General features: G+C 67.6%; 18 protein-coding genes and 1 pseudogene. 10 read left to right on the forward strand and 9 right to left on the reverse strand.

Features of this window, described 5'->3' with window-relative positions:
* The first annotated feature begins 53 nt into the window (after nucleotides 1–53).
* The 6 genes from UCD39_RS19470 (at nucleotide 54) to hmpA (ending at nucleotide 4408) form a co-directional block, all read left to right on the forward strand.
* On the forward strand, nucleotides 54–647 hold the full coding sequence (locus tag UCD39_RS19470; RefSeq protein ID WP_330497483.1) for a GNAT family N-acetyltransferase: 594 nt from the start codon (nucleotides 54–56) through the stop codon (nucleotides 645–647).
* Nucleotides 648–655: 8 nt separating this feature from the next.
* Nucleotides 656–1396 carry a 1-(5-phosphoribosyl)-5-[(5-phosphoribosylamino)methylideneamino]imidazole-4-carboxamide isomerase gene (gene hisA / locus UCD39_RS19475; protein WP_322482348.1) on the forward strand — a complete coding sequence of 247 codons (741 nt, stop codon included), beginning with the start codon at nucleotides 656–658 and terminating at the stop codon, nucleotides 1394–1396.
* Nucleotides 1396–2157, forward strand: a complete 762-nt coding sequence (hisF, locus tag UCD39_RS19480) for an imidazole glycerol phosphate synthase subunit HisF (protein ID WP_330497484.1) — start codon at nucleotides 1396–1398, stop codon at nucleotides 2155–2157. Before hisA ends, hisF begins: the two co-directional genes overlap by 1 nt.
* A 3-nt stretch (nucleotides 2158–2160) precedes the next feature.
* The gene (locus UCD39_RS19485) at nucleotides 2161–2493 is read left to right on the forward strand and encodes a phosphoribosyl-ATP diphosphatase (protein ID WP_330497485.1); all 333 of its coding nucleotides are present in this window, start codon (nucleotides 2161–2163) and stop codon (nucleotides 2491–2493) included.
* 138 nt (nucleotides 2494–2631) lie between these two features.
* The gene (locus UCD39_RS19490; protein WP_330497486.1) at nucleotides 2632–2994 is read left to right on the forward strand and encodes a histidine triad nucleotide-binding protein; all 363 of its coding nucleotides are present in this window, start codon (nucleotides 2632–2634) and stop codon (nucleotides 2992–2994) included.
* Nucleotides 2995–3193: 199 nt separating this feature from the next.
* Entirely contained in the window at nucleotides 3194–4408 is a 1215-nt protein-coding gene (hmpA, locus tag UCD39_RS19495) for an NO-inducible flavohemoprotein (RefSeq protein WP_330497487.1), read from the forward strand.
* Between the two features lie 81 nt (nucleotides 4409–4489).
* Here the strand turns inward: hmpA and UCD39_RS19500 are convergent, their stop codons facing one another.
* From UCD39_RS19500 to dnaK, 3 genes are all read right to left on the reverse strand, one after another.
* Nucleotides 4490–5071, reverse strand: a complete 582-nt coding sequence (locus tag UCD39_RS19500) for an LOG family protein (protein WP_330497488.1) — start codon at nucleotides 5069–5071, stop codon at nucleotides 4490–4492.
* 80 nt (nucleotides 5072–5151) lie between these two features.
* Nucleotides 5152–6294 (reverse strand): molecular chaperone DnaJ, encoded by a 1143-nt coding sequence (dnaJ, locus tag UCD39_RS19505; protein WP_145733167.1) that lies wholly within the window; start codon nucleotides 6292–6294, stop codon nucleotides 5152–5154.
* Nucleotides 6295–6471: 177 nt separating this feature from the next.
* Complete coding sequence (dnaK, locus tag UCD39_RS19510; RefSeq protein WP_145733169.1) at nucleotides 6472–8391, reverse strand: molecular chaperone DnaK; 1920 nt, start codon at nucleotides 8389–8391, stop codon at nucleotides 6472–6474.
* Nucleotides 8392–9082: 691 nt separating this feature from the next.
* Between dnaK and UCD39_RS19515 the strand changes: the two genes are divergently transcribed.
* Nucleotides 9083–9289 carry a hypothetical protein gene (locus UCD39_RS19515; protein ID WP_145733171.1) on the forward strand — a complete coding sequence of 69 codons (207 nt, stop codon included), beginning with the start codon at nucleotides 9083–9085 and terminating at the stop codon, nucleotides 9287–9289.
* A gap of 335 nt (nucleotides 9290–9624) precedes the next feature.
* Here UCD39_RS19515 and UCD39_RS19520 read toward each other — a convergent pair whose 3' ends face one another.
* The 3 genes from UCD39_RS19520 to UCD39_RS19530 all read right to left on the reverse strand — a co-directional run bounded on the left by UCD39_RS19520 (nucleotide 9625) and on the right by UCD39_RS19530 (nucleotide 12736).
* Nucleotides 9625–10917, reverse strand: coding sequence for a hypothetical protein (locus tag UCD39_RS19520; protein ID WP_330497489.1), 1293 nt, complete (start codon nucleotides 10915–10917; stop codon nucleotides 9625–9627).
* A 129-nt stretch (nucleotides 10918–11046) separates the two neighbouring features.
* Complete coding sequence (locus tag UCD39_RS19525; RefSeq protein WP_330497490.1) at nucleotides 11047–11895, reverse strand: ABC transporter permease; 849 nt, start codon at nucleotides 11893–11895, stop codon at nucleotides 11047–11049.
* A 4-nt stretch (nucleotides 11896–11899) separates the two neighbouring features.
* Nucleotides 11900–12736, reverse strand: coding sequence for an ABC transporter permease (locus tag UCD39_RS19530; RefSeq protein ID WP_330498489.1), 837 nt, complete (start codon nucleotides 12734–12736; stop codon nucleotides 11900–11902).
* A gap of 194 nt (nucleotides 12737–12930) precedes the next feature.
* On the opposite strand from UCD39_RS19530, the gene UCD39_RS19535 reads away from it, so the two are divergent.
* Nucleotides 12931–13560, forward strand: a complete 630-nt coding sequence (locus UCD39_RS19535; RefSeq protein ID WP_330497491.1) for a regulatory protein RecX — start codon at nucleotides 12931–12933, stop codon at nucleotides 13558–13560.
* Between the two features lie 3 nt (nucleotides 13561–13563).
* Here the strand turns inward: UCD39_RS19535 and UCD39_RS19540 are convergent, their stop codons facing one another.
* Nucleotides 13564–15993, reverse strand: coding sequence for a mechanosensitive ion channel domain-containing protein (locus UCD39_RS19540; RefSeq protein ID WP_330497492.1), 2430 nt, complete (start codon nucleotides 15991–15993; stop codon nucleotides 13564–13566).
* Nucleotides 15994–16342: 349 nt separating this feature from the next.
* On the opposite strand from UCD39_RS19540, the gene UCD39_RS19545 reads away from it, so the two are divergent.
* A complete protein-coding gene (locus UCD39_RS19545; RefSeq protein ID WP_442943678.1) occupies nucleotides 16343–17038 on the forward strand; it encodes a sulfite oxidase-like oxidoreductase in 696 nt (231 codons plus the stop codon).
* A gap of 7 nt (nucleotides 17039–17045) precedes the next feature.
* Nucleotides 17046–17657 (forward strand): glutathione peroxidase, encoded by a 612-nt coding sequence (locus UCD39_RS19550; RefSeq protein ID WP_330497493.1) that lies wholly within the window; start codon nucleotides 17046–17048, stop codon nucleotides 17655–17657.
* 15 nt (nucleotides 17658–17672) lie between these two features.
* Here UCD39_RS19550 and UCD39_RS19555 read toward each other — a convergent pair whose 3' ends face one another.
* Nucleotides 17673–18605 (reverse strand): sensor histidine kinase, encoded by a 933-nt coding sequence (locus UCD39_RS19555; protein ID WP_330497494.1) that lies wholly within the window; start codon nucleotides 18603–18605, stop codon nucleotides 17673–17675.
* A 53-nt stretch (nucleotides 18606–18658) separates the two neighbouring features.
* Nucleotides 18659–19906: pseudogene (locus UCD39_RS19560) on the reverse strand (PAS domain S-box protein); the annotation flags it as partial.
* Nucleotides 19907–19919 lie beyond the last annotated feature (13 nt).

Consider the following 19919-nt stretch of genomic DNA (forward strand, 5'->3'; position numbering starts at 1 on the left):
CTATGGGATGCGGCCGCCCCTGGTCGTGCCCCATCCCCCGTCTCGAGGTTACCATGACCGGTGCTCACCAACCGGCCGTCCCCGGCACCCAGATCTCCGTGGAGGTCGTGGAGCGCCTGCGCCCCGGCGACATGGACGATTTGTGCGATGCCGCCGACCTGGCCATCCGCGATGGCGGCGGTTTCGGCTGGGTGACTCCACCGGCCCGCGAGGCCATGGAGCGTTATTGGAAGGGCGTGATGGCGGTGCCGGAGCGCACGCTGGTGGTGGGCCGGCTGGATGGCGCCATCGCCGGCTCCGCCCAGTTGGTGCGCCCCACCCGTAATAACGAGGCGCAGAGCTTCGCCTGCAACCTGACCACCAGCTTCGTCGCCCCCTGGGCGCGCGGCCATGGCCTGGCGCGCGCGCTGACCCTGGCGGTGGAGGCGGAGGCGCGCGCGGCCGGCTTCCGCATCCTGAACCTGGACGTGCGTGCCACCCAAGGGGCGGCCATCGCGCTCTATCGCGCGCTGGGCTACATCGAATGGGGCAGCCATCCCCATTATGCGCGGGTGGACGGCCGGGATATCCCGGGCCTGTTCTTTTACAAAGATCTGACTGAACCCAGCCGGCAGGAAGACCGGCCACCAGACATCAAGCGGGACTAGGGCGAACCATGATCATTTATCCGGCCATCGACCTTAAGGACGGCGCCTGCGTGCGCCTGGTGCGCGGCGACATGGACCAGGCGACGGTGTTCAACACCGACCCGGCCGACCAGGCGGCGCGGTTCGCGGCGCAGGGCTTCGAATGGCTGCATCTGGTCGACCTGAACGGCGCCTTCGCCGGACGGCCGGTCAACGGCGACGCCGTGGCCGCCATCCTGGACCGGGTGAAGCTGCCGGTGCAGCTGGGCGGCGGCATCCGCGATCTCGCCACCATCGAGGACTGGCTGAAGCGCGGGGTGGAGCGGGTGATCCTCGGCACCATCGCCGTGCGCGATCCCGAGCTGGTGAAGCAGGCCTGCCGCCTGTTCCCCGGCCGCGTGGCCGTGGGCATCGACGCCCGCGACGGCCGGGTGGCGGTGGAGGGCTGGGCCGAGGCTTCGGACATCACCGCCCTGGACCTGGCCCTGAAGTTCGAGGATGCCGGCGTGGCCGCCATCATCTACACCGACATCGACCGCGACGGCGCCCTGGGTGGGGTGAACGTGGAGGCGACGGCGGACCTGGCCTCCCACCTCACCACGCCGGTCATCGCCTCGGGCGGGGTGTCCAGCATCGCCGACCTGACGGCGCTGAAGCGGCAGGAGGACACGGGCATCACCGGCGTCATCTGCGGCCGGGCCCTGTATGACGGCCGCATCGACCCGGTGGCGGCGCTGGCCCTGCTGAACCGCCCTAAGGAGATGGTGTGATGCTGAAACGCCGCATCATCCCCTGCCTGGACGTGAAGGACGGGCGCGTGGTCAAGGGCGTCAACTTCGTCGATCTGGTGGATGCCGGCGACCCGGTGGAACAGGCGCGTCTGTATGACGCCGCCGGGGCGGACGAGTTGACCTTCCTGGACATCACCGCCAGCCATGAGGGCCGCGACACCATCTTCGACGTCGTGCGCCGCACGGCGGAGCAGGTGTTCATGCCCCTGACGGTGGGGGGCGGGGTGCGCGCGGTGGAGGACATCCGCAAGCTGCTGCTGGCCGGCGCCGACAAGGTCTCCATCAACAGCGCCGCCGTCAGCCGGCCGGAATTCGTGCGCGAGGCGGCGCAGAAGTTCGGCGCCCAGTGCGTGGTGGTGGCCATCGACGCCAAGCGCGGCCCAGATGGGCGTTGGGGCGTGTACACCCACGGCGGCCGCAAGGAAACGGGGCTGGACGCGGTGGAATGGGCCTGCCGTATGGCGGAATACGGCGCCGGCGAAATCCTGCTGACCTCCATGGACCGCGACGGCACCAAGAGCGGGTTCGACCTGGAGCTGACCCGCGCGGTGGCCGACGCCGTGCCGGTGCCGGTGATCGCCTCCGGCGGGGTCGGCACCCTGGACCACCTGGTGGAGGGCGTCACCCAGGGCCACGCCTCGGCCGTGCTGGCCGCCAGCATCTTCCACTTCGGCACCTATTCCATAGCCCAGGCCAAGGCCCACATGGCCGCCGCCGGCATTCCCATGCGCGGGATCTGAACCATGGCCGGAAAGAGCAAAGGCGATCCGCTGAAGGACCTGTACGCCACCATCCTGGCGCGCAAGGGCGCCGATCCCGAGACATCGCACACCGCCCGGCTGTTCAGCCGCGGCACGGCCAAGATCGCCCAGAAGGTGGGTGAAGAGGCGGTGGAGGCGGTGATCGAGGCCATGCGTGGCGACCGCGACAAACTGGCGTCCGAATCCGCCGACCTGCTGTATCATCTGCTGGTGCTGTGGGCCGACGCCGGCCTGACGCCGGATGATATCTATGCCGTCCTGGCGGCCCGCCAGGGCATCAGCGGCATCGAGGAAAAGAAGAGCCGCAAGGGCTGACGCGCCATAAAACTGAGCTATAGCGGGCTGGCGACCGCCAGCCCCGCAGTGAGCACCGCCCAGTCAGCGTAAAGGGGCGGAGCGAGGATAGCCAAGGCCACGGACGTGGCCGCCCGGCGCTTGAGGGAGAAGCCAAAAATGTCCTACGACACCAACAACATCTTCGCCCGCATCCTGCGCGGCGAGATCCCCTGCAAGAAGGCCTACGAGGACGACCACGTCCTGGCCTTCCATGACATCCACCCCCAGGCCCCCACCCATATCCTGGTGATCCCCAAGGGCTCTTACGTCAGCGCCGCCGACTTCGGGTCCAAGGCCAGCGATGCCGAGATCGCCGCCTTCACGCGCGCCGTCAGCCGTATCGCGGCGGAAGCGGGCGTGGAGGGCTCTGGCTATCGCCTGATCTCCAACCACGGGCCCGACAGCCACCAGGAAGTGCCGCATTACCATGTCCACATCCTGGGCGGCCGCCCGCTGGGCCGGCTGGTGACACCGCTTTAACCGTCGTCACGGCGGACACGGACGGGACAGACGCGAACAAGGCCGCCGAGGGGCTCCCGGCGGCCTTTTTTCATGGGCGCGTTGCCTATCCCGAAGCGTCGATGCGCCCTCAAAAAGATGTATTTGACATACGGCATTTGGCTGAGCACAAATACATTCATTGAAAATGAATGTTATGTCCCCACCACAGGAGCGTGAAATGCCGACGCCGCTGAGCCCCGAAACCGTCGCGCTGGTCAAGGCCACGGTGCCGCTGCTGGCCGAACACGGCCCCGCCATCACCCAGGCCATGTACCGCCGCCTGTTCCAGGACGCGGATATCCGCGCCCTGTTCAACCATGCCAACCAGGGCAAGGACGGCGCCCAGGTGCACGCCCTGGCTGGCGCCATCCTGGCCTATGCCCGCAATATCGAAAATTTGGGCGCCCTGGTCCCGGTGGTGGAGCGCATCGCCCACAAGCACGTCGGCTATCACATCCTGCCGGAGCACTATCCCTTTGTGGCGACCGCCCTGCTGGGCGCCATCAAGGAGGTGCTGGGCGGCGCCGCCAGCGATGCCGTGCTGAACGCCTGGGGAGAAGCCTACTGGTTCCTGGCGGAGGTGCTGAAGGCCCGCGAGGCCGTGCTGCGCGAGGAAGTGGCGGCGCAGAAGGGGGGCTGGACCGGCTGGCGCCGCTTCACCGTGGCCGACAAGGTGCGCGAAAGCGGGGTCATCACCTCCTTCATCCTGCGCCCGGCGGACGGTGGCGCCGTCCCGCGGCACAAGGCGGGCCAGTACCTGACCTTCCGCTTCCCTCTGGCGGATGGCACCGAGGTGAAGCGCAACTACTCCATCTCCTGCGCCCCGCAAGACGGGCAGTACCGCATCTCGGTGAAGCGGGAGGCCAACGGCAACGGCGGCTCGCGTCACCTGCACGACCATGTCCAGGTGGGCGACGTGATCGAGGCCACGCCGCCGGCCGGCGACTTCTTCCTGGCCGAGACGCCGACGCGTCCGGTCATCCTGCTGTCAGGCGGGGTGGGCCTGACCCCCATGGTCAGCATGGTGGAGGAGATCGCGGCCCGGCACCCAGGGTTGGAGACGCACTACATCCACGGCGCGCTGAACGGCACCACCCATGCCATGGACGCCCATGTCCGGGCCCTCGCCACCCAGCATCCCACCATCAAGGTCGCCACTTTCTACAGCGATCCGCGCCCGCAGGACCGGCTGGGCATCACCCATGATGGGGAGGGGTTCATCAGCATCGATTGGCTGCGGGAGAACACGCCGCTGCACCAGGCCGACATCTACCTGTGCGGGCCCAAGCCCTTCCTGCGTACCTACCTCCGCGGCCTGGTCCTGGCGGGCGTGGCGGCGGATCGCCTGCATTATGAGTTCTTCGGCCCCGCCGATGACCTCATCGCCGCCTGAATCACGGGCCCTGAATCACGGGTAAGGAAAAGGCCACCGGGATCATCTCCCGGCGGCCTTTATTCTTTCCCCCGTGTCCTGTCAGCGCTCGTCCGCCTTGATCCATTTGGTCACGGCCGGCGGCTGATAGGCCCTCAGCCTGTCCAGCAGCGCCTCCGCCGTGTCAGCCGTCACCAGCATGTCGCGGTGGTTCTGCTTCATGAAGCCGGCGGCCACCACGCTGTCCAGGAAAGCGCTCAGGCCGTCATAGAAGCCGGCGACGTTATAGATGGCGCAGGGCTTCTGGTGATGGCCCAACTGGGCCCAGGTCCAGACCTCGAACAATTCCTCGAAGGTGCCGATGCCGCCGGGAAGGGCGATGAAACCGTCCGACAGCTCCGCCATCAACGCCTTGCGCTCGTGCATCGAGGCGACGACGCGCAGGTCGGTCAGGCCGGCGTGGGCGATTTCCTTCTTTTTCAGCGATTCCGGGATGACGCCGATGACCTGGCCGCCCACCGCCATCACGGCATCGGCCACGGCGCCCATGAGGCCGACGGAGGCGCCGCCGTAGACCAGCCCGATGCCGGCGGCGGCAAGCGCCCGCCCCAGGCCGCGCGCGGCCTCCAGGTACTGCGGATCAAAGCCGGGGCTGGAGCCGCAGAAAACGCACAGACGCTTCATGATCTTCCCCAAAAGAAAACGCCGGCGCGTCCCCCCAAGGACCTAGGCAGGGGCGACGCGCCGGCGTGATTCAACACCCCTTATTCCTTCAGGTCGGCCCACAGCTCCTTCACCTTGGCGAAGAAGCCTTCCGATTCGGGGTGGGTGCCGCCCTTCTCTTCCCCAGCCTTCTCGAACTCGCGCAGCAGTTCCAGCTGACGCTTGGTCAGGTTGACGGGGGTCTCGACCAGGGCGGTCACGTACATGTCACCGCGCTGGGTGCTGCGCAGCACGCTCATGCCCTTGCCCTTCAGGCGGAACTGGTGTCCGCTCTGCGTACCCGGCGGGATGGAGACGCGGGCGCGGCTGCCGTCGATGGTCGGCACCTCGACCGTGCCGCCCAGGGCCGCCGTGGTCATGGGGATGGGCACCCGGCACTGGATGTTGGCGCCGTCCCGCATGAACAGCGCGTGCGGGGCGATGGCCAGGAAGATGTAAAGGTCGCCCGGGGGTGCCCCGCGGGCCCCGGCCTCCCCCTCGCCCGAGAGGCGGATGCGGGTACCATCCTCGACACCGGCCGGGATGTTGACCTGCAGGGTCTTTTCCTTGCGCACGCGGCCGTGGCCGCCGCAGTTGCGGCAGGGATCCTTGATCACCCGACCAGCGCCGGAGCAGGCCGGGCAGGTGCGTTCGATGGTGAAGAAGCCCTGCTGCGCCCGCACCTTGCCCGCCCCGTTGCAGGTGGGGCAGGTAACGGGCTGCGTGCCCGACTCGGCGCCGGTGCCGTTGCAGACCTCGCACGCGACCGAGGTCGGCACGCGCACCGTGGTGGAACTGCCCTTGAAGGCGTCCTCCAGCGAGATTTCCAGGTTGTAGCGCAGGTCGCTGCCGCGGCCGGGCCCCTGCCCGCCCCCGCGCCGGCCACCCATGAAGTCGCCGAACATCTCCTCGAAGATGTCGGCGAAGCCGCTGCCGAAATCAAAGCCGCCAGGTCCACCGCCGGGACGGCCGCCGCCATTCTCGAAGGCGGCATGGCCGAAGCGGTCGTAGGCCGCGCGCTTCTGCTCGTCCTTCAGGACTTCGTAGGCTTCGCTGACTTCCTTGAATTTCTGCTCAGCCGCCTTGTCACCCTGATTGCGGTCGGGGTGATACTGCATGGCCAGCTTGCGGTACGCTTTTTTCAGATCGTCGGCCGAGGCGTTCTTCGCCACGCCGAGAAGTTCGTAATAATCCTGCTTCGCCATGTTCGGCCCTAAGCCCTTTCAGGGAGTGTCCAGAACCCGGGTCCTGCCTAGCCCCCATGAGAGTCCAAGGCCCGCGTGGGCCAGGCCCCTGATGGGGCACAGGCCCGCCCCCCGGCTTTCACCGGCGGGCGGGCCCGATACCTAGTGGATCATTGCCCGGATCATCTTAAGAAAGACTTAGGCGGACTTCTTCTTGTCTTCGTCGACTTCCTCGAAGTCGGCGTCGACGACCTTTTCCGAGCCTTCGCCATGGGCGGCGCCATGGTCCTCGCCACCGGCGGCGCCGGTGTCCTGGCCGGCCTTGTACAGCTCTTCACCCAGCTTCATGGAAACCTGGGCCAGGGCTTCGGTCTTGGCCTTGATGTCGGCCGCATCCTCGCCTTCCAGCGCGGTCTTCAGCTCGGCGATGGCCTTCTCGGCGGCGGCCTTCTCGGCGGCCGGCAGCTTTTCCGCGTTCTCCTTCAGCGTCCGCTCGGTGGAGTGCATCAGGCCATCGGCCTGGTTGCGGGCTTCCACCAGCTCCTTACGCTTCTTGTCGTCGGCGGCGTGGCTTTCGGCTTCCTTGACCATGCGCTGGATGTCGGCGTCCGACAGGCCGCCGGAGGCCTGGATGCGGATCACCTGCTCCTTGCCGGTGGCCTTGTCCTTGGCCTGGACGTTGACGATGCCGTTGGCGTCGATGTCAAAGGTGACCTCGATCTGCGGCACGCCACGCGGGGCCGACGGGATGCCGACCAGGTCGAACTGGCCCAGCATCTTGTTGTCCGCCGCCATCTCGCGCTCACCCTGGAAGACGCGGATGGTGACGGCCGTCTGGTTGTCCTCGGCGGTGGAGAAGGTCTGGCTCTTCTTCGTCGGGATCGTGGTGTTGCGGTCGATCAGGCGGGTGAACACGCCGCCCAGGGTTTCGATGCCCAGGGACAGCGGGGTCACGTCCAGCAGCAGGACGTCCTTCACCTCACCCTTCAGCACGGCACCCTGGATGGCGGCGCCGACGGCCACCACCTCGTCCGGGTTCACGCCGCGGTGCGGCTCACGGCCGAAGAACTGCTTCACCGTCTCGATGATCTTGGGCATGCGGGTCATGCCGCCGACCAGGATCACCTCGTCGATCTCGCTGGCCTTCAGGCCGGCGTCCTTCAGGGCGGCCTTGCAGGGCTCGACCGTGCGGGCCACCAGATCCTCGACCAGGGCTTCCAGCTTGGCGCGGGTCAGCTTGACGTTCAGGTGCTTCGGACCGGTCTGGTCCGCGGTGATGAACGGCAGGTTGACTTCCGTCTGCATGGCGGACGACAGCTCGATCTTGGCCTTCTCGGCGGCTTCCTTCAGGCGCTGCAGGGCCAGCCGGTCCTTGCGGAGATCGATGCCGTTCTCCTTCTTAAACTCGTCGGCCAGGTAGTCGATGATGCGGCTGTCGAAGTCCTCGCCACCCAGGAAGGTGTCGCCGTTGGTGGACTTCACCTCGAACACGCCATCGCCGATTTCGAGGACGGAGACGTCGAAGGTGCCGCCACCGAGGTCGTAGACCGCGACGATGCCGGAACCCTTCTTCTCCATGCCGTAGGCCAGGGCCGCGGCCGTCGGCTCGTTGATGATGCGCAGCACTTCAAGACCGGCGATGCGGCCGGCGTCCTTGGTCGCCTGGCGCTGGCTGTCGTTGAAGTAGGCGGGCACGGTGATGACGGCCTGGGTCACCTTTTCGCCGAGGTAGTTCTCGGCCGTTTCCTTCATCTTCTGCAGAATAAAGGCGGACACCTGGCTGGGGCTGTACTTGTCGCCGTGGGATTCGACCCAGGCGTCACCGTTGTCGCCCGAAATGATCTTGTAGGGCACCAGGCCCTTGTCCTTCTGGGTCAGCGGGTCGTCGTAGCGGCGGCCGATCAGGCGCTTGATCGCGAACAGGGTGTTCTCGGGGTTGGTCACCGCCTGGCGCTTCGCCGGCTGGCCGACCAGGCGTTCCCCGCCCTGGGTGAAGGCGACCATGGACGGCGTGGTGCGCGCGCCCTCGACGTTCTCGATCACCTTGGCCGACGTGCCTTCCATGACGGCCACGCAGGAGTTGGTGGTGCCGAGATCGATACCGATGACTTTGCTCATAGCTCAAACCCTTCCGATGTGGCAGACGCGCGGCGGCCCTTCCGGCACCGGGGCGCTCCCCCTGTTAAAACGGGACACGTTCAACACGATCATGGCCCAGCACCCTGAGGCGCCTGCCATGGCACGGCCCTCCCAATCCTGAAAGCGGGAGCGACCGCATCGCAACGCAGATATAGGCAGGGCCGGCCCCGGCTGCAACCGGCTTTGCGGCGCTCCGCCCCCGGAAAACGCATGGGGCCGCCGTCAACGCACGCCCCTTATTTCATAGCGCGGAAGCGTTACCGGTCCCATGCCGGGCTCCCGCAGGCCAGCCATAGGGGTGGTGTTGCCGCAGTGGCACCACTTATTGCGCCGCCAAGGTTGAGAACCCGCTACCCGCGATTTGATGCATCAAGTTACAATTTGTCAGAATTCAGGCGCCCCAAGTGAATGTCGTGTGAATATCGGCCAAATACCACTCCTGCGGAATTAACACAGAGTTAACGAGCCGATTTACGGCCCGTTATTGCTGCAAATTTATAACTTATTGCCGACCACAACCAGGCAACCACCGCCAGACGCGACATGGCGTATCACTGGTTGAGTTTTTATTCTTCCTGTTGACTTGAAGCGCCAGATCTGTGCTTTAATTACTTCAGGGGCCGCCGGGCCCCCGGGCGAGGGGTCGCCCGCACTCTTGGGGCACAAAGTCATGACCGACACGCGCCGCACTACCGCCATCGCCATCAAGCATTGCCTGGACAATCTGGCGCTGGACGCCCGCCGCAATAACATGGGGGAATTGGTCCACCTGCTGGGCCTCGCCTCCTTGGCCGCGGAGGACGCCGCCAAGGCCGCCGACAGCCGCGTCGTGGGCCTACAATCGCTGCTGGACCGCACGCCGCAGGGGCGCTGCTGACCGCCTGCCCACGCCCTGCGGATGGGCAAGGCCCCGTCCGATAGGCGCCAGGCAGGTGACCCAGGGGCAGATTTGTCAGAGGCTGAGTGAACCTGGGTGGCGGTCGACTTGACCGTTGCCCTTTTGGTTCATTTTGTCAGGTGCGGCACGCTTAGGTGTGTGCCCCATGGCCGCGTCGGGCATGATCCTGGCGGGGCACCGCGGCGGGAAGGCGGGCCCTGTCAGGCCCGCGACGGCTCAGTTCTTGGCCGGATCGTCGCCCTTGCGGCGGGGATGGCTACCATCCTCTTCATCCGAGTCGATGACGCCGTCCTCGTCGAAATCGTCATCATCCTCTAAGCCCGCGTCGTCCTCATCCCAGTTGCCGGCATCCCAGCCGCCAGCGGGCCATGACGGGGCGACGCCCGGCAGCAGGCCGTCATCACCGTTGCCGGGGCCATCGCCAACGGGCAGGGACTCGTAGCCGCCGATCTGGGCACGGCGGATTTCCCGTTCCAGCATGGCGACGGCATCGACCGCCAGGGGCGACCCCTGCAGCCCCTCGGGCACGCCATAAGAGAAGACGGCCAGGGTGGCGCGCCCCCCGACCACGGCCCCGCGCAGCCACAGGTGACAGCGCCGGCGCCGCCCATCCTCCACCGCCGTATGGGTGAAGCGGGCCAGAACCTCGTCGTCGGCCAGGGTATCGACGCTGCCCAGGCCCACCTGGCCATCCGGCCCATCGGCGAACTGCGCCGCGATACGCTGGAGCAGGACGGCGGGGGCAGGGACTCGCCCTCCCCAAGGGTGACCGCTTCCCAGTCCAGGCCCGCCGCCAGCGCCGATTCCAGAGCCAGTTCCGGTTCCATGTCGTCGGGCGGGGGATAGTCGTGGACCACCACCCGCAGGATCTCATCCGCCTCGGCATCGTCGGGACGGCGGAACTGGCTGGTCTGCGGACCGCCCAGGTCGTCCTCATCCTCATCGCTGCTGCGCCAGTCCCAGGGCAGGCGGAAGCGCAGGATGTCGGCATGCACGATGTTGCGCATGGTCACGGCGCTGACGGGGCCCTGGTCGGCGGGACCGAATTCCATGCGGCCGATCTCATCGCCCAAGCGGTCCAGCAGGCCGCCCAGACCGGGGACCCAAAACTCCTCACCCGGCACATACAGTTGTAGGGTGGCGACGCGCACCCGGTCCGGCGGCCGGAAGTCCGCCATCTTCCAGACGAAGATCTGCGCCTCGGCGACGCGTCCACCGGCAGCGGGGGGCGCACCGTCCCCTTCCGGGGCCGGGGCGACCGGCAGGGCGGCGCAATAGGCGATCCACCGGCGCTCGCCGGAGGCCATGGCGGTCACGCCGGGGGGCAGCAGGTGATCGCGGTCCAGGTACTGCAACGCGTCTTCGGCATCCACGCCATAGTCATTGGCGTAGGTCGTGACCGATACCAGCAGGTCCAGCGGATGGCCGCCGATGGGATGCCCCGCGGTGGACGACCAGATCGCTGGTGATTGCAGGGCCAGGCCGCCGTCATCGCGATAGATGCGCGTCCAGGTCGCGGGCAGGCAAATGCGCACGGCCCCGCCATGCACGGCCATCCACTGCCAGTCACCCCCGGCGAGGTCTATGTCCAAAGTCCGCTGTCCCATGGCGCGGCACTCTAGGCAAGCCGGCCTCCGGTTGCAAACCCTCCGCCAGCAGGCCAGCCAGTACACTCGTGCCGCCCGCACATGGCTGGCGGGGCACCACGTTCGCGAAAGCGAGAAAAATCAACGGGCTCAGTTACGCAGGCGGTAGCCGTGGTGCAGCAGGGTGGCGGCGATGGCCAACAGCGCCCCGTTCACCCCCACCAGCACCAGGGCGGCGAGGGCGGCCTGATCCTGGCCCTGGCCCAGGAAGCCGATGCGCACACCCTCGATGGCGTAATAAATGGGATTGGCCTGGACGATGGCGCGCAGGACCGCCGGCATGCTGGTGACGGGGGCGAACAAGCCGGACAGGAAGATCAGCGGGGTAAAGACGAAGGTCATGGCCGCCGAGAGGTGGTCCCATTTCATGCTGATCAGCCCGGTCAGGACGCCGAAGGTGGCCATCATGGAGGAACCCAGGACGACGAACAGCAGCACCAGGGCCGGATCGGCCATGGGCGCCTGCCAGAAGATCAGGAAGCCGATCCAGACGGTAGCACCGCTGGCGACCCCCGCCGCCATGGCCGACAGGACGTAGGCGGCCAGCATCTCCGCCGCCCCCACCGGCGCCATCAACTGGTCCAGGATGGCGCCCTCCAGCTTGGCGTAGAGGATGGAGAAGGAGGGGATCTGCACGGACTGGGTCAGCAGGGAGAGGGCGACCAGACCCGGCACCAGAAAGGCCAGGATGGCGTCGCCCTCCGGCGTGCCGCGCCTGTCGCCCAAGCCAAATTCGAAGACGGTGAAATAAAGCGCGGCGGACAGGCAGGGCGCCACCAGGAACAGCATGGCCAGCTTGCGCAGGCGCTTCACCTCCCGCCCCAGCAGGGTGAGGAAACCCAGGGTGTTGAAGCGGCCATGATGGCGTTGCCGGTGGGGACGGTAGGCCCCGGCCGGCGGCGGCATGTCGGTGGCGTTCCCGGCGGCCGGCATGTCCATGGCGTCAGGCCTTCAGCTTATAGCCGGTGGAAACCATGCGCAAGACCACCAGCCACAGGACCAGGTTGGTGCCCAGCATGACCGCGACGCCGGTGCCCAAGGTGCCGTCGGTATGGCCGATGAAGCCGTAGCGGAAACCGTCGATGAAATAGAAGAAGGGGTTCACGTGCGCCAGCGTGTGGAAGAAGGGCGGCGCGCTGTCCAGCGTGTAGAAGGTGCCGGACAGGAAGGACAGGGGCGTGATCACGAAATTGGTGACGGCCGCCATGTGATCGAACTTGTCCGCCCAGATGCCGCCGATGAGCCCCAGCAGGGACAGCAGCATGGAGGCCATGACGGCGTGGAACAGCACATAGAACGGGGCATGTATGCCCAGCGGCACCACCATCTCGATGACGATCCAGGTCACCAGCCCCACCATGAGCCCGCGCACGACGCCGCCGGTGACGAAGGCGGAGACGAATTCCAACGGGGACAGCGGCGGCATCAGCACATCGACGATGTTGCCCTGCACCTTGGACACCAGCACGGAGGATGAGCTGTTGGCGAAGGCGTTCTGCGCCATGCCCATCATGATCAGGCCGGGGCCCAGGAAGCGCAGGAAGGGAACGTCGCCCACCATGCGCACCACGCCGCCCAGGGCCAGCGCGAACACGGCGTAGAACAGCAGGGTGGTCACGACCGGCGCGGCGATGGTCTGCACCCAGACCTTCAGGAAGCGGCGGATTTCCCGCTTGGTCAGGGTGGCGAACCCAACCCAGTTGATGGCGCCCAGCGCCCGGGGCGCCGGCGCGGGAACACCAACCAGGGACGTGCCAGAGGGTGGGGAATGCTGCAGCATGGTCATGGAATGAGGGTGCCCGTCGCGAAGGCCCCGGGGTTGACGCCCCCGGCGAGGCTGGGCCCGACCTTAACGCCGCAACCCCGCCCCGGCAATATGAGCGGCGTCACAGAAGGCGCCGGATACCGGAGCGCCAGATAACGGGGCGCCAGATACCGTGGCGAAGGTGCCGTCTCCGGCGCTACCATGGCGGCATGACCGACGACCTTTTCGACCCCCGTCCAAACCGTCCCTCCCCCACCCGTCCCTCCACGGGCCGTCCGGCGGCCCGGCGGGGCCCCAAGCGCGTGAGCGCCGCCTATCTGGAACGGGCCGCCCTGCATTATCTGGAACGCTTCGCCGCCTCCACCGCGTCCCTGCGCCGGGTGCTGATGCGCAAGGTGGAGATGTCGGCCACCGCCCACGGCACGGACCGCACGCAAGGGGCGGAATGGGTGGAGGCGCTGATCGCCCGTTATCAGCAAAGCGGCCTGCTGAACGACCGCGTCTATGCCGAAGGCCGGGTGGCCAGCCTGCACCGCCGGGGCGGGTCCACCCGCACCATCCGCCAGAAACTGGCGGCCAAGGGTGTCGACGCCGGCTTGGTGGACGCCGCGCTGGACGAACTGGACGGGGCGGAGGAAGGGGCGACGGACCTGCGCGCCGCCCACGCCTACGCCCGCCGCCGGCGCCTGGGCCCCTTCCGCGCCGGGGAGGAGGAGCGGGCGGCCAAGCGGGACAAGGATATGGCCACCCTGGCCCGCGCCGGCTTCGACTTCGACACCGCCGCGCGCGTCATCGACGCGGCGGACCCGGACGACATTTGGCCGGACGGGAACCACTGAGCCTTAAGCCGGGAAGGGGATGCCCTCCTTATCGAAGCGCAGTTTCAGGCGGCGGTTGAACTCGCGGCCCACGGCGTACTGCCGGCGGGGGCGGGTCTTGATGCGGAACTTGATCTTCACCGCCTTTTCCGCGAACTCGCTGACACCAAGGATTTCCATGGGCGCCAGGATGCCGCTGCCAAACAAGCTGTCACTCTGCAACTCCTCGCCGATCTCGGTCATGATCTGCATGGCGCGGTCCAGATCGGTGGCGTAGGCGATGCCGAAGTCGGCGGTGAAGTAGCTGTAGTCCTTGGTCAGGTTGGAGATGCCGGTGACGGCGCTGAACGGCACCGTATGCACGGCGCCGCTGTCGTCACGCAGGCGGATGGTGCGGATGGTCAGGCCCTCCACCGTCCCGGTGTAGCCGGCCAGCGTCACGGAATCGCCGACGGAGATGGTGTCCTCGAACAGGATGAACAGGCCAGTGATGACGTCCTTGACCAGGGATTGGGAGCCGAAGCCGACGGCAACACCGAGGAAACCGACACCGGCCAGCAGCGGGGCGATGTTGACCCCGATCTCCGCCAGCACGGTCAGCCCCACCATGACCAGCAGCATGACCAGCACGACATTGCGCACCAGGGGCAGCAGGGTGCGGATGCGGGGACTGCGCTCCACCAGACGGCCATGCCGGTCGGTGGTGTTGAGGTAGCGCTCAATGGCGCCGCTGACCAATTCCCACACGATCAGGGCGAACACCACCATGAGCACGATGGTCAATAGGGAGGCGCTGACCCGCTGGCCGAAGGGGGTGCTGAGCCAGCCGAAGCTGTCCACGCCCCAGGCCTGCAGCAGGGTCAGGACCGCCACGATCCACACCACGACCTTGGCCCCCCGGTGCAGGATGGGCAGGTAGCGGTTGGCGCGGGATTCCAGCAGGGGATATTGGCGCTTCAGATCGTCGGGAATGGAGAAACCGCGCCGGATCAGGCGGTCGGCTCCTTCCATCAGCAGGCGGGCGACGATGATGGTGACGACGCTGACCAGCGTGGCGCGGGAAACGAAGCCGAAGCCGCCCTTCACCTCCAGCGCCCAGATGCCATAGATGGCCACCAGATAGACAATGGCCAGGATATGCCAGATTTCCGCCAGGCGACGGCGGACCAAACCCCAGGCGCTGGGGGCCGGCGGGGCCGCGACCAGGGGGGCGTCGCCGGAAATCTCGGCGGCCAGCTGGGCCTCCAGCGCGCCATCCTCGTGCAGGTCCTCGGGTTTCAAGGGCTCGCGCCCCCGGATCCAGTCGGCGACGCTCTGCCGGTTCTGCAGCACCAGGATCACCAGCATGATGCCGACGACCAGGCCCACCACCTTCAGCAGCGCCATGTAGGGGCGGGTGGGCAGGCCCAACTGATAGGCCACCTGCGCCACGAAATACCCGTACACCGCCGTCAGGGCGATGCGGCGCACCCAGATGTAAACATAGTGCGCCGTCTCGTCGCCCACGGGCAGCAGCCGCAGGAAGGGGGCGCCCGGCGACAGCAGGAAGCGGGCGGCCAGCGTCGTGCCCTGGACCAGCAAACTGGACAGGATGATGCCCAGCGCCGCCATGGCCGCGGGCTTGGGCGGATGGGTCAGGGTCTGCACGCCATAGGCGGCCACGGCGAAGGTCACCATGGGCACCGCGTCCAGCAGCGTGCGGGCCAGCAGCAGGCCCATCCGGACCCACAGATTGCTGGACTGGCGGCGTTCCAGGACGTGGCGGGGCCGGCTCAGCGCCCAGAAAGTGGCCAGCCGGGCCACATAGCCCGCGATGACCACCAGCAGCACCTCGCCGATCAGGATGCCCCACTGCTGGCGCAGGTGGGGATCGGATATCTGCCGGTCCAGCCAGCGATACGCCTTCGGCAGGTCGAGCAGCGCCTGGCCGGCGGCCGCGATCTCCTCACTCAATTCCTCGATACGGTCCGACAGGGCATCCAGCATGCGGGTGCCCAACGTCTCCACCTCGGATTCCTGCGCCGGCGGGGTAGAATCGGACGGGGCGCTACCGGCCGGCGCGGCGGTGGCGCCGGAGGGGAGCGGAACGGGAACGGCGGTGGATGGCGACGCCACGGCCGGTGCGGCCGGATTGGCGGCGGCCAGCAGGCTCAATTGCGCGATCAGCGCGTCGCGGCGCTGCGGATCCTGCAAGGTCTGCAACAAAGCCGCCGCCTGGGAAGCGGCGGCGGGGGAAACGACGCCCGCCGGGACGTGGGTGGGAACCGGCGCATGCTCCCTGGGCGCCTCTTTAGGCGGCTCCGCCTGAGGAGATGTCTCATGCGGTGATGTGGCGTCCGACGTGACGCCATCGGACGGTGCAACCGGCGCGGCCTGGTCCAGTGGGGCCGAGTTGACGGCGGGCGCCTCCGACGTCTGCGCCCCCGCCCCCCGGGAGAGAGGCGACGGCGGCAAGATCGCCAACAGCGCAAGAACAACGGCAAGGAGAGCTTTCCGCATCGTCCGCAACCATCCACTATAGGCAAGACTAAGGAATATGAGGCGGGCGAACGTTAGCCTTAACGGATAGGCCTGCCAACGGTCTGTACAGGCGGCGTTGCCGTAAAGCACAGGCCCCTAAGCACAGTTCCCCCGAAAACGTTCGCTCGGACGTAGGCAGGCGGGTTAGGCCGCACTATCCTTATTCCCGGTGAATTCGCGGAAGACACGCGGGAGCGGCCGGGTATTCGCCAGACTGATCCGCCCGGGGGCGCCGCCCCGCGGGCATCCGCCGCCTGATTCAGCCTGATGAGTGACCCGGTCCATGGCCAAGGACAGCCCTGATGACATGATGGCGGAGGCCGCCTCGCCCCAGGGCGGGCCACCGGAAAGCAAGTTGATCGAAACCAAACGGGCCTGGGCGCGGGAAGGCCGGCTGTTGACCGGCGCGGCGCCGGGGGCCGAGCGGCCCCGCCTGCCCCCGGGTCAACGCCTGGTGACCAGTTGGCCGGTGCTGGACCTGGGCATCCAGCCCGAGGTGGACACCAACACCTGGACCCTGACGGTGGAGGGGCTGGTTGACCGGCCCTTCACCTGGAGCTGGGCGGACTTCCAGGCCCAGCCGGTGGTCAACGACACCTCCGACATCCACTGCGTCACCTCATGGTCGCGCTATGACAACCACTGGCAGGGGGTTTCCGCGCGGCACTTGGTGACCCTGGCCCAGCCCCAGCCTGACGCGGCGCATGTGCTGCTGCACAGCCATGACGGCTATACCACCAACCTCCGCCTGGCGGCGTTCGACGACGCCGACGTGCTGCTGGCCACCCGCTGGGAGGGCCAGCCCCTGACACGGGAGCACGGCGGACCCGTGCGCCTGGTGGTGCCCAAGGCCTATTTCTGGAAATCGGCGAAATGGATCCGCCGCATCCAGTTCATCAACGATGACACACCGGGGTTCTGGGAAGTGCGCGGTTACCATAACGAGGGTGACCCCTGGACCGAGCAGCGGTACGGTTGAGGCGGCGATGAAGTTCCAGACCCATCCCCAACTGGCTCATCCGACCCCACCTGTAGCCGGTGGCATGCCAGCCGCGCAGGCATACCCGCCGGGCGACACCCCGGGGCAGACGAGGCCGCGGGCGCGGCCGAACGCCCACAACTTCGCCTTCCCCAGTCTGACGGGCGGCGCCCCCCTCCGGATGGAGGCCTTCAAGGGCCGGCCGGTGCTGGTGGTGAACACCGCCTCCGCCTGCGGCTACACCTCGCAATACGCGGAGCTGCAGACACTGTGGACGCTGCTGCGCGGCCGGGGCCTGATGATTCTGGGCGTGCCCTCCAATGATTTCGGAGGGCGCGAACCTGGCAGCGCCGAGGAGATCGCGCGGTTCTGCGCCGACACCTATGGCGTCGACTTCCCCCTGGCGGGCAAACAGACGGTGATCGGCCCCGCCGCGCACCCGTTTTTCCACTGGGCGGTCAGCAGTGTGGGCGAGGCCGGATGGCCCCGGTGGAATTTCCAGAAATACCTGGTCACCCCGGACGGCCGGCTGGCGGAAATCTGGCCGTCGCCCGTGCGGCCCCTAGCCGACGTGGTCCTGGAGAGGATCCAAGCGCTGCTGCACAAGGCCGGCCTTTAGCTGGAGTGCAATGGCTCAGGTCGCCCCGACCAGGCCCATGTCCGGCCACACCCGGTCGGCAGGCATGATAACGCGGGCGGTGGTGCCCATGCCGGGCTCGCTCTCGATCTCCAGCCGGCCGTCGTGCAGTTCCACCAGGGCGCGTACCAGGGGCAGCCCAAGCCCCGCCCCGCCGGTGGTGCGGGTAAGGGGGTTTTCGATCTGGCGGAAGGGTTCCAACGCCCGGCCGATATCCTCCGCCCGCATGCCGATGCCGGTATCGGCCACGGTGATGACCAGGCGCCCCTGGCCATCGACCATGGCGCCCAGGGTGACGGTGCCGCCCTTCAACGTGAACTTCACGGCATTGGCCAGCAGGTTGGACAGGAGCTGTTTCAGCGCCACCTCATCCGCCCGCAGACGGGGCAGGAAGTCCGCGTACTCGGTCTGAAGGTTGATGCCGCCCCGGATGGCCCGTTCCTTCACCACACGCAGGCAGGAGGCGAAGACCCGCGGCAGGTCGACCATATGCTCGTTCAGCTCACGCTTGCCGGCCTCGATCTTCGACAGGTCCAGGATGTCGTTGATGAGATCCAGCAGCATGCGGCCGCTGTCATGGATATCCCGGGCGTATTCGGCATAGGCGGGGTTGCCGATGGGCCCCAGGGACTGGCTGCCGATGATTTCGGAAAAGCCGATGATGGCGTTCAGGGGCGTGCGCAGCTCATGGCTCATATTGGCCAGGAATTCGGTCTTGGACCGGCTGGCGAACTCCGACTGCTCCTTGGCCAGGCGCAGCGCCACCTCCGCCCGCCGCCGGTCGGTGATGTCGTCGGCGGTGCCCTGGATGGCGTAGGCCCGGCCAACGCCGTCCAGCAACACCCGGGCGGACAGGGAGGCCCAGAGGGCGCTGCCGTCCTTGCGCCGGATTTCAGCGGCAAAGTCCTGGATGGCGCCCCGCTCCACCACGTCCCGGGGAAATCCACCCGGGCCCGGGTATCGATGAATAGTTGAGCCCAGGCATCCGTCATCGAGTTCGCCAGATCCTCCTCCGACGCGTAGCCGAGCATGCGCACCAGCGCCGGATTGGCGGACAGGAAGGCGCCGCCGACGGTGATGGTGAACATGCCCTCCACCGCGTTCTCATAGATGTCGCGGTATTTGCGCTCGCTGGCATGCAGGACGGCGTTGGCCTGTTCCAGGCTGTCCATCAGGATGATGCGGTCGTGGGCGCGGCGGCGGCTGACCATCAGCACGAGGCTGACGCCCAGGGTCAGCGCGGCGCCGAACATCAGCACTGCCTCCACTTCCCACGCCTGCCGGGCCAGCCCGGCCTGCAGGTCGCCGGTCATGTCCAGCCACCAGACGCCGTCGCCGATGGACAGGGCGCGGCTGAACTCAGCGGTGGCGGTGGCGGCATGCCCCGTCTGGACGAAGGCCGCCTCGCCCGCCCGCGACCGCAGGCTGAGCCGCGTCCAAAGCGCGGGATCGGCCTGCCCGTCCATGCGCAAGGTCAGCAGGTCGCGCAGGTCGATACGGGCGACCAGGGCTGCCCCAGCGGCGGTGGCGTGCGCCAGCAGCAGACTGGCCCCGTCACCGCCCAGGCGCACCGTCACGGCACCATCGCCCGCGGGCATCGCGGTGCCCGGCGCGGGCCCGCCCGCCGGAATCGCCGTGATCAGGTCGGCCAGATCAGCGGGATCGATCTCCGCCCCCGCGGGGCCGGTGCGCTGGGCGCGACCGCCCGGCCCCACCCAGGATACCGACCTGATTTCAGGCCGCAGGTCGATCAACAGCGCGACCTGCCGATCGAACTCTGCGGGGGCCGGGTTGGCGGTCAGGAAATTCCCCTCGGCGCCCAGGGTGGCGGTGATACGATCCAGACGCTGCTGCACGTGACGGCTGCGGGCGTCCGCTTCATCGGCCAGCCGGGCCTGAGCGACGCCGGACAGCATGGAATGCACATAAAAGGCGGCAAGGACGGTCAATACAATACCGGACAGCGCGGCCAGAATCGGACCGCGAGTCAAAAAAAAGACGGCCGGGCGGCGGCGCCGCGCGGTCTCCAACACTGACATCCTGGTACTACCCTTTCCGCTTCCCCTTGATTGGGGCCCCCTGCGGCCGTGCAGACCCCCAGGATAACCCCATTCCCAACCCCAAAGAAACAGCAGCGCGTTAACGTGCCGCTGACAAAGGGGCCCAATTGGGGGGCCAAGCCGGAGGGCGATGCAGGGTGACAAGGAGACGGGCGACAAGGGTAGCCCCATGCCGCTATACCTG

The sequence above is a fragment of the Nitrospirillum karajorum genome, assembly GCF_036348415.1.
In the GTDB taxonomy this organism is placed as follows: Bacteria; Pseudomonadota; Alphaproteobacteria; order Azospirillales; family Azospirillaceae; genus Nitrospirillum; species Nitrospirillum amazonense_B.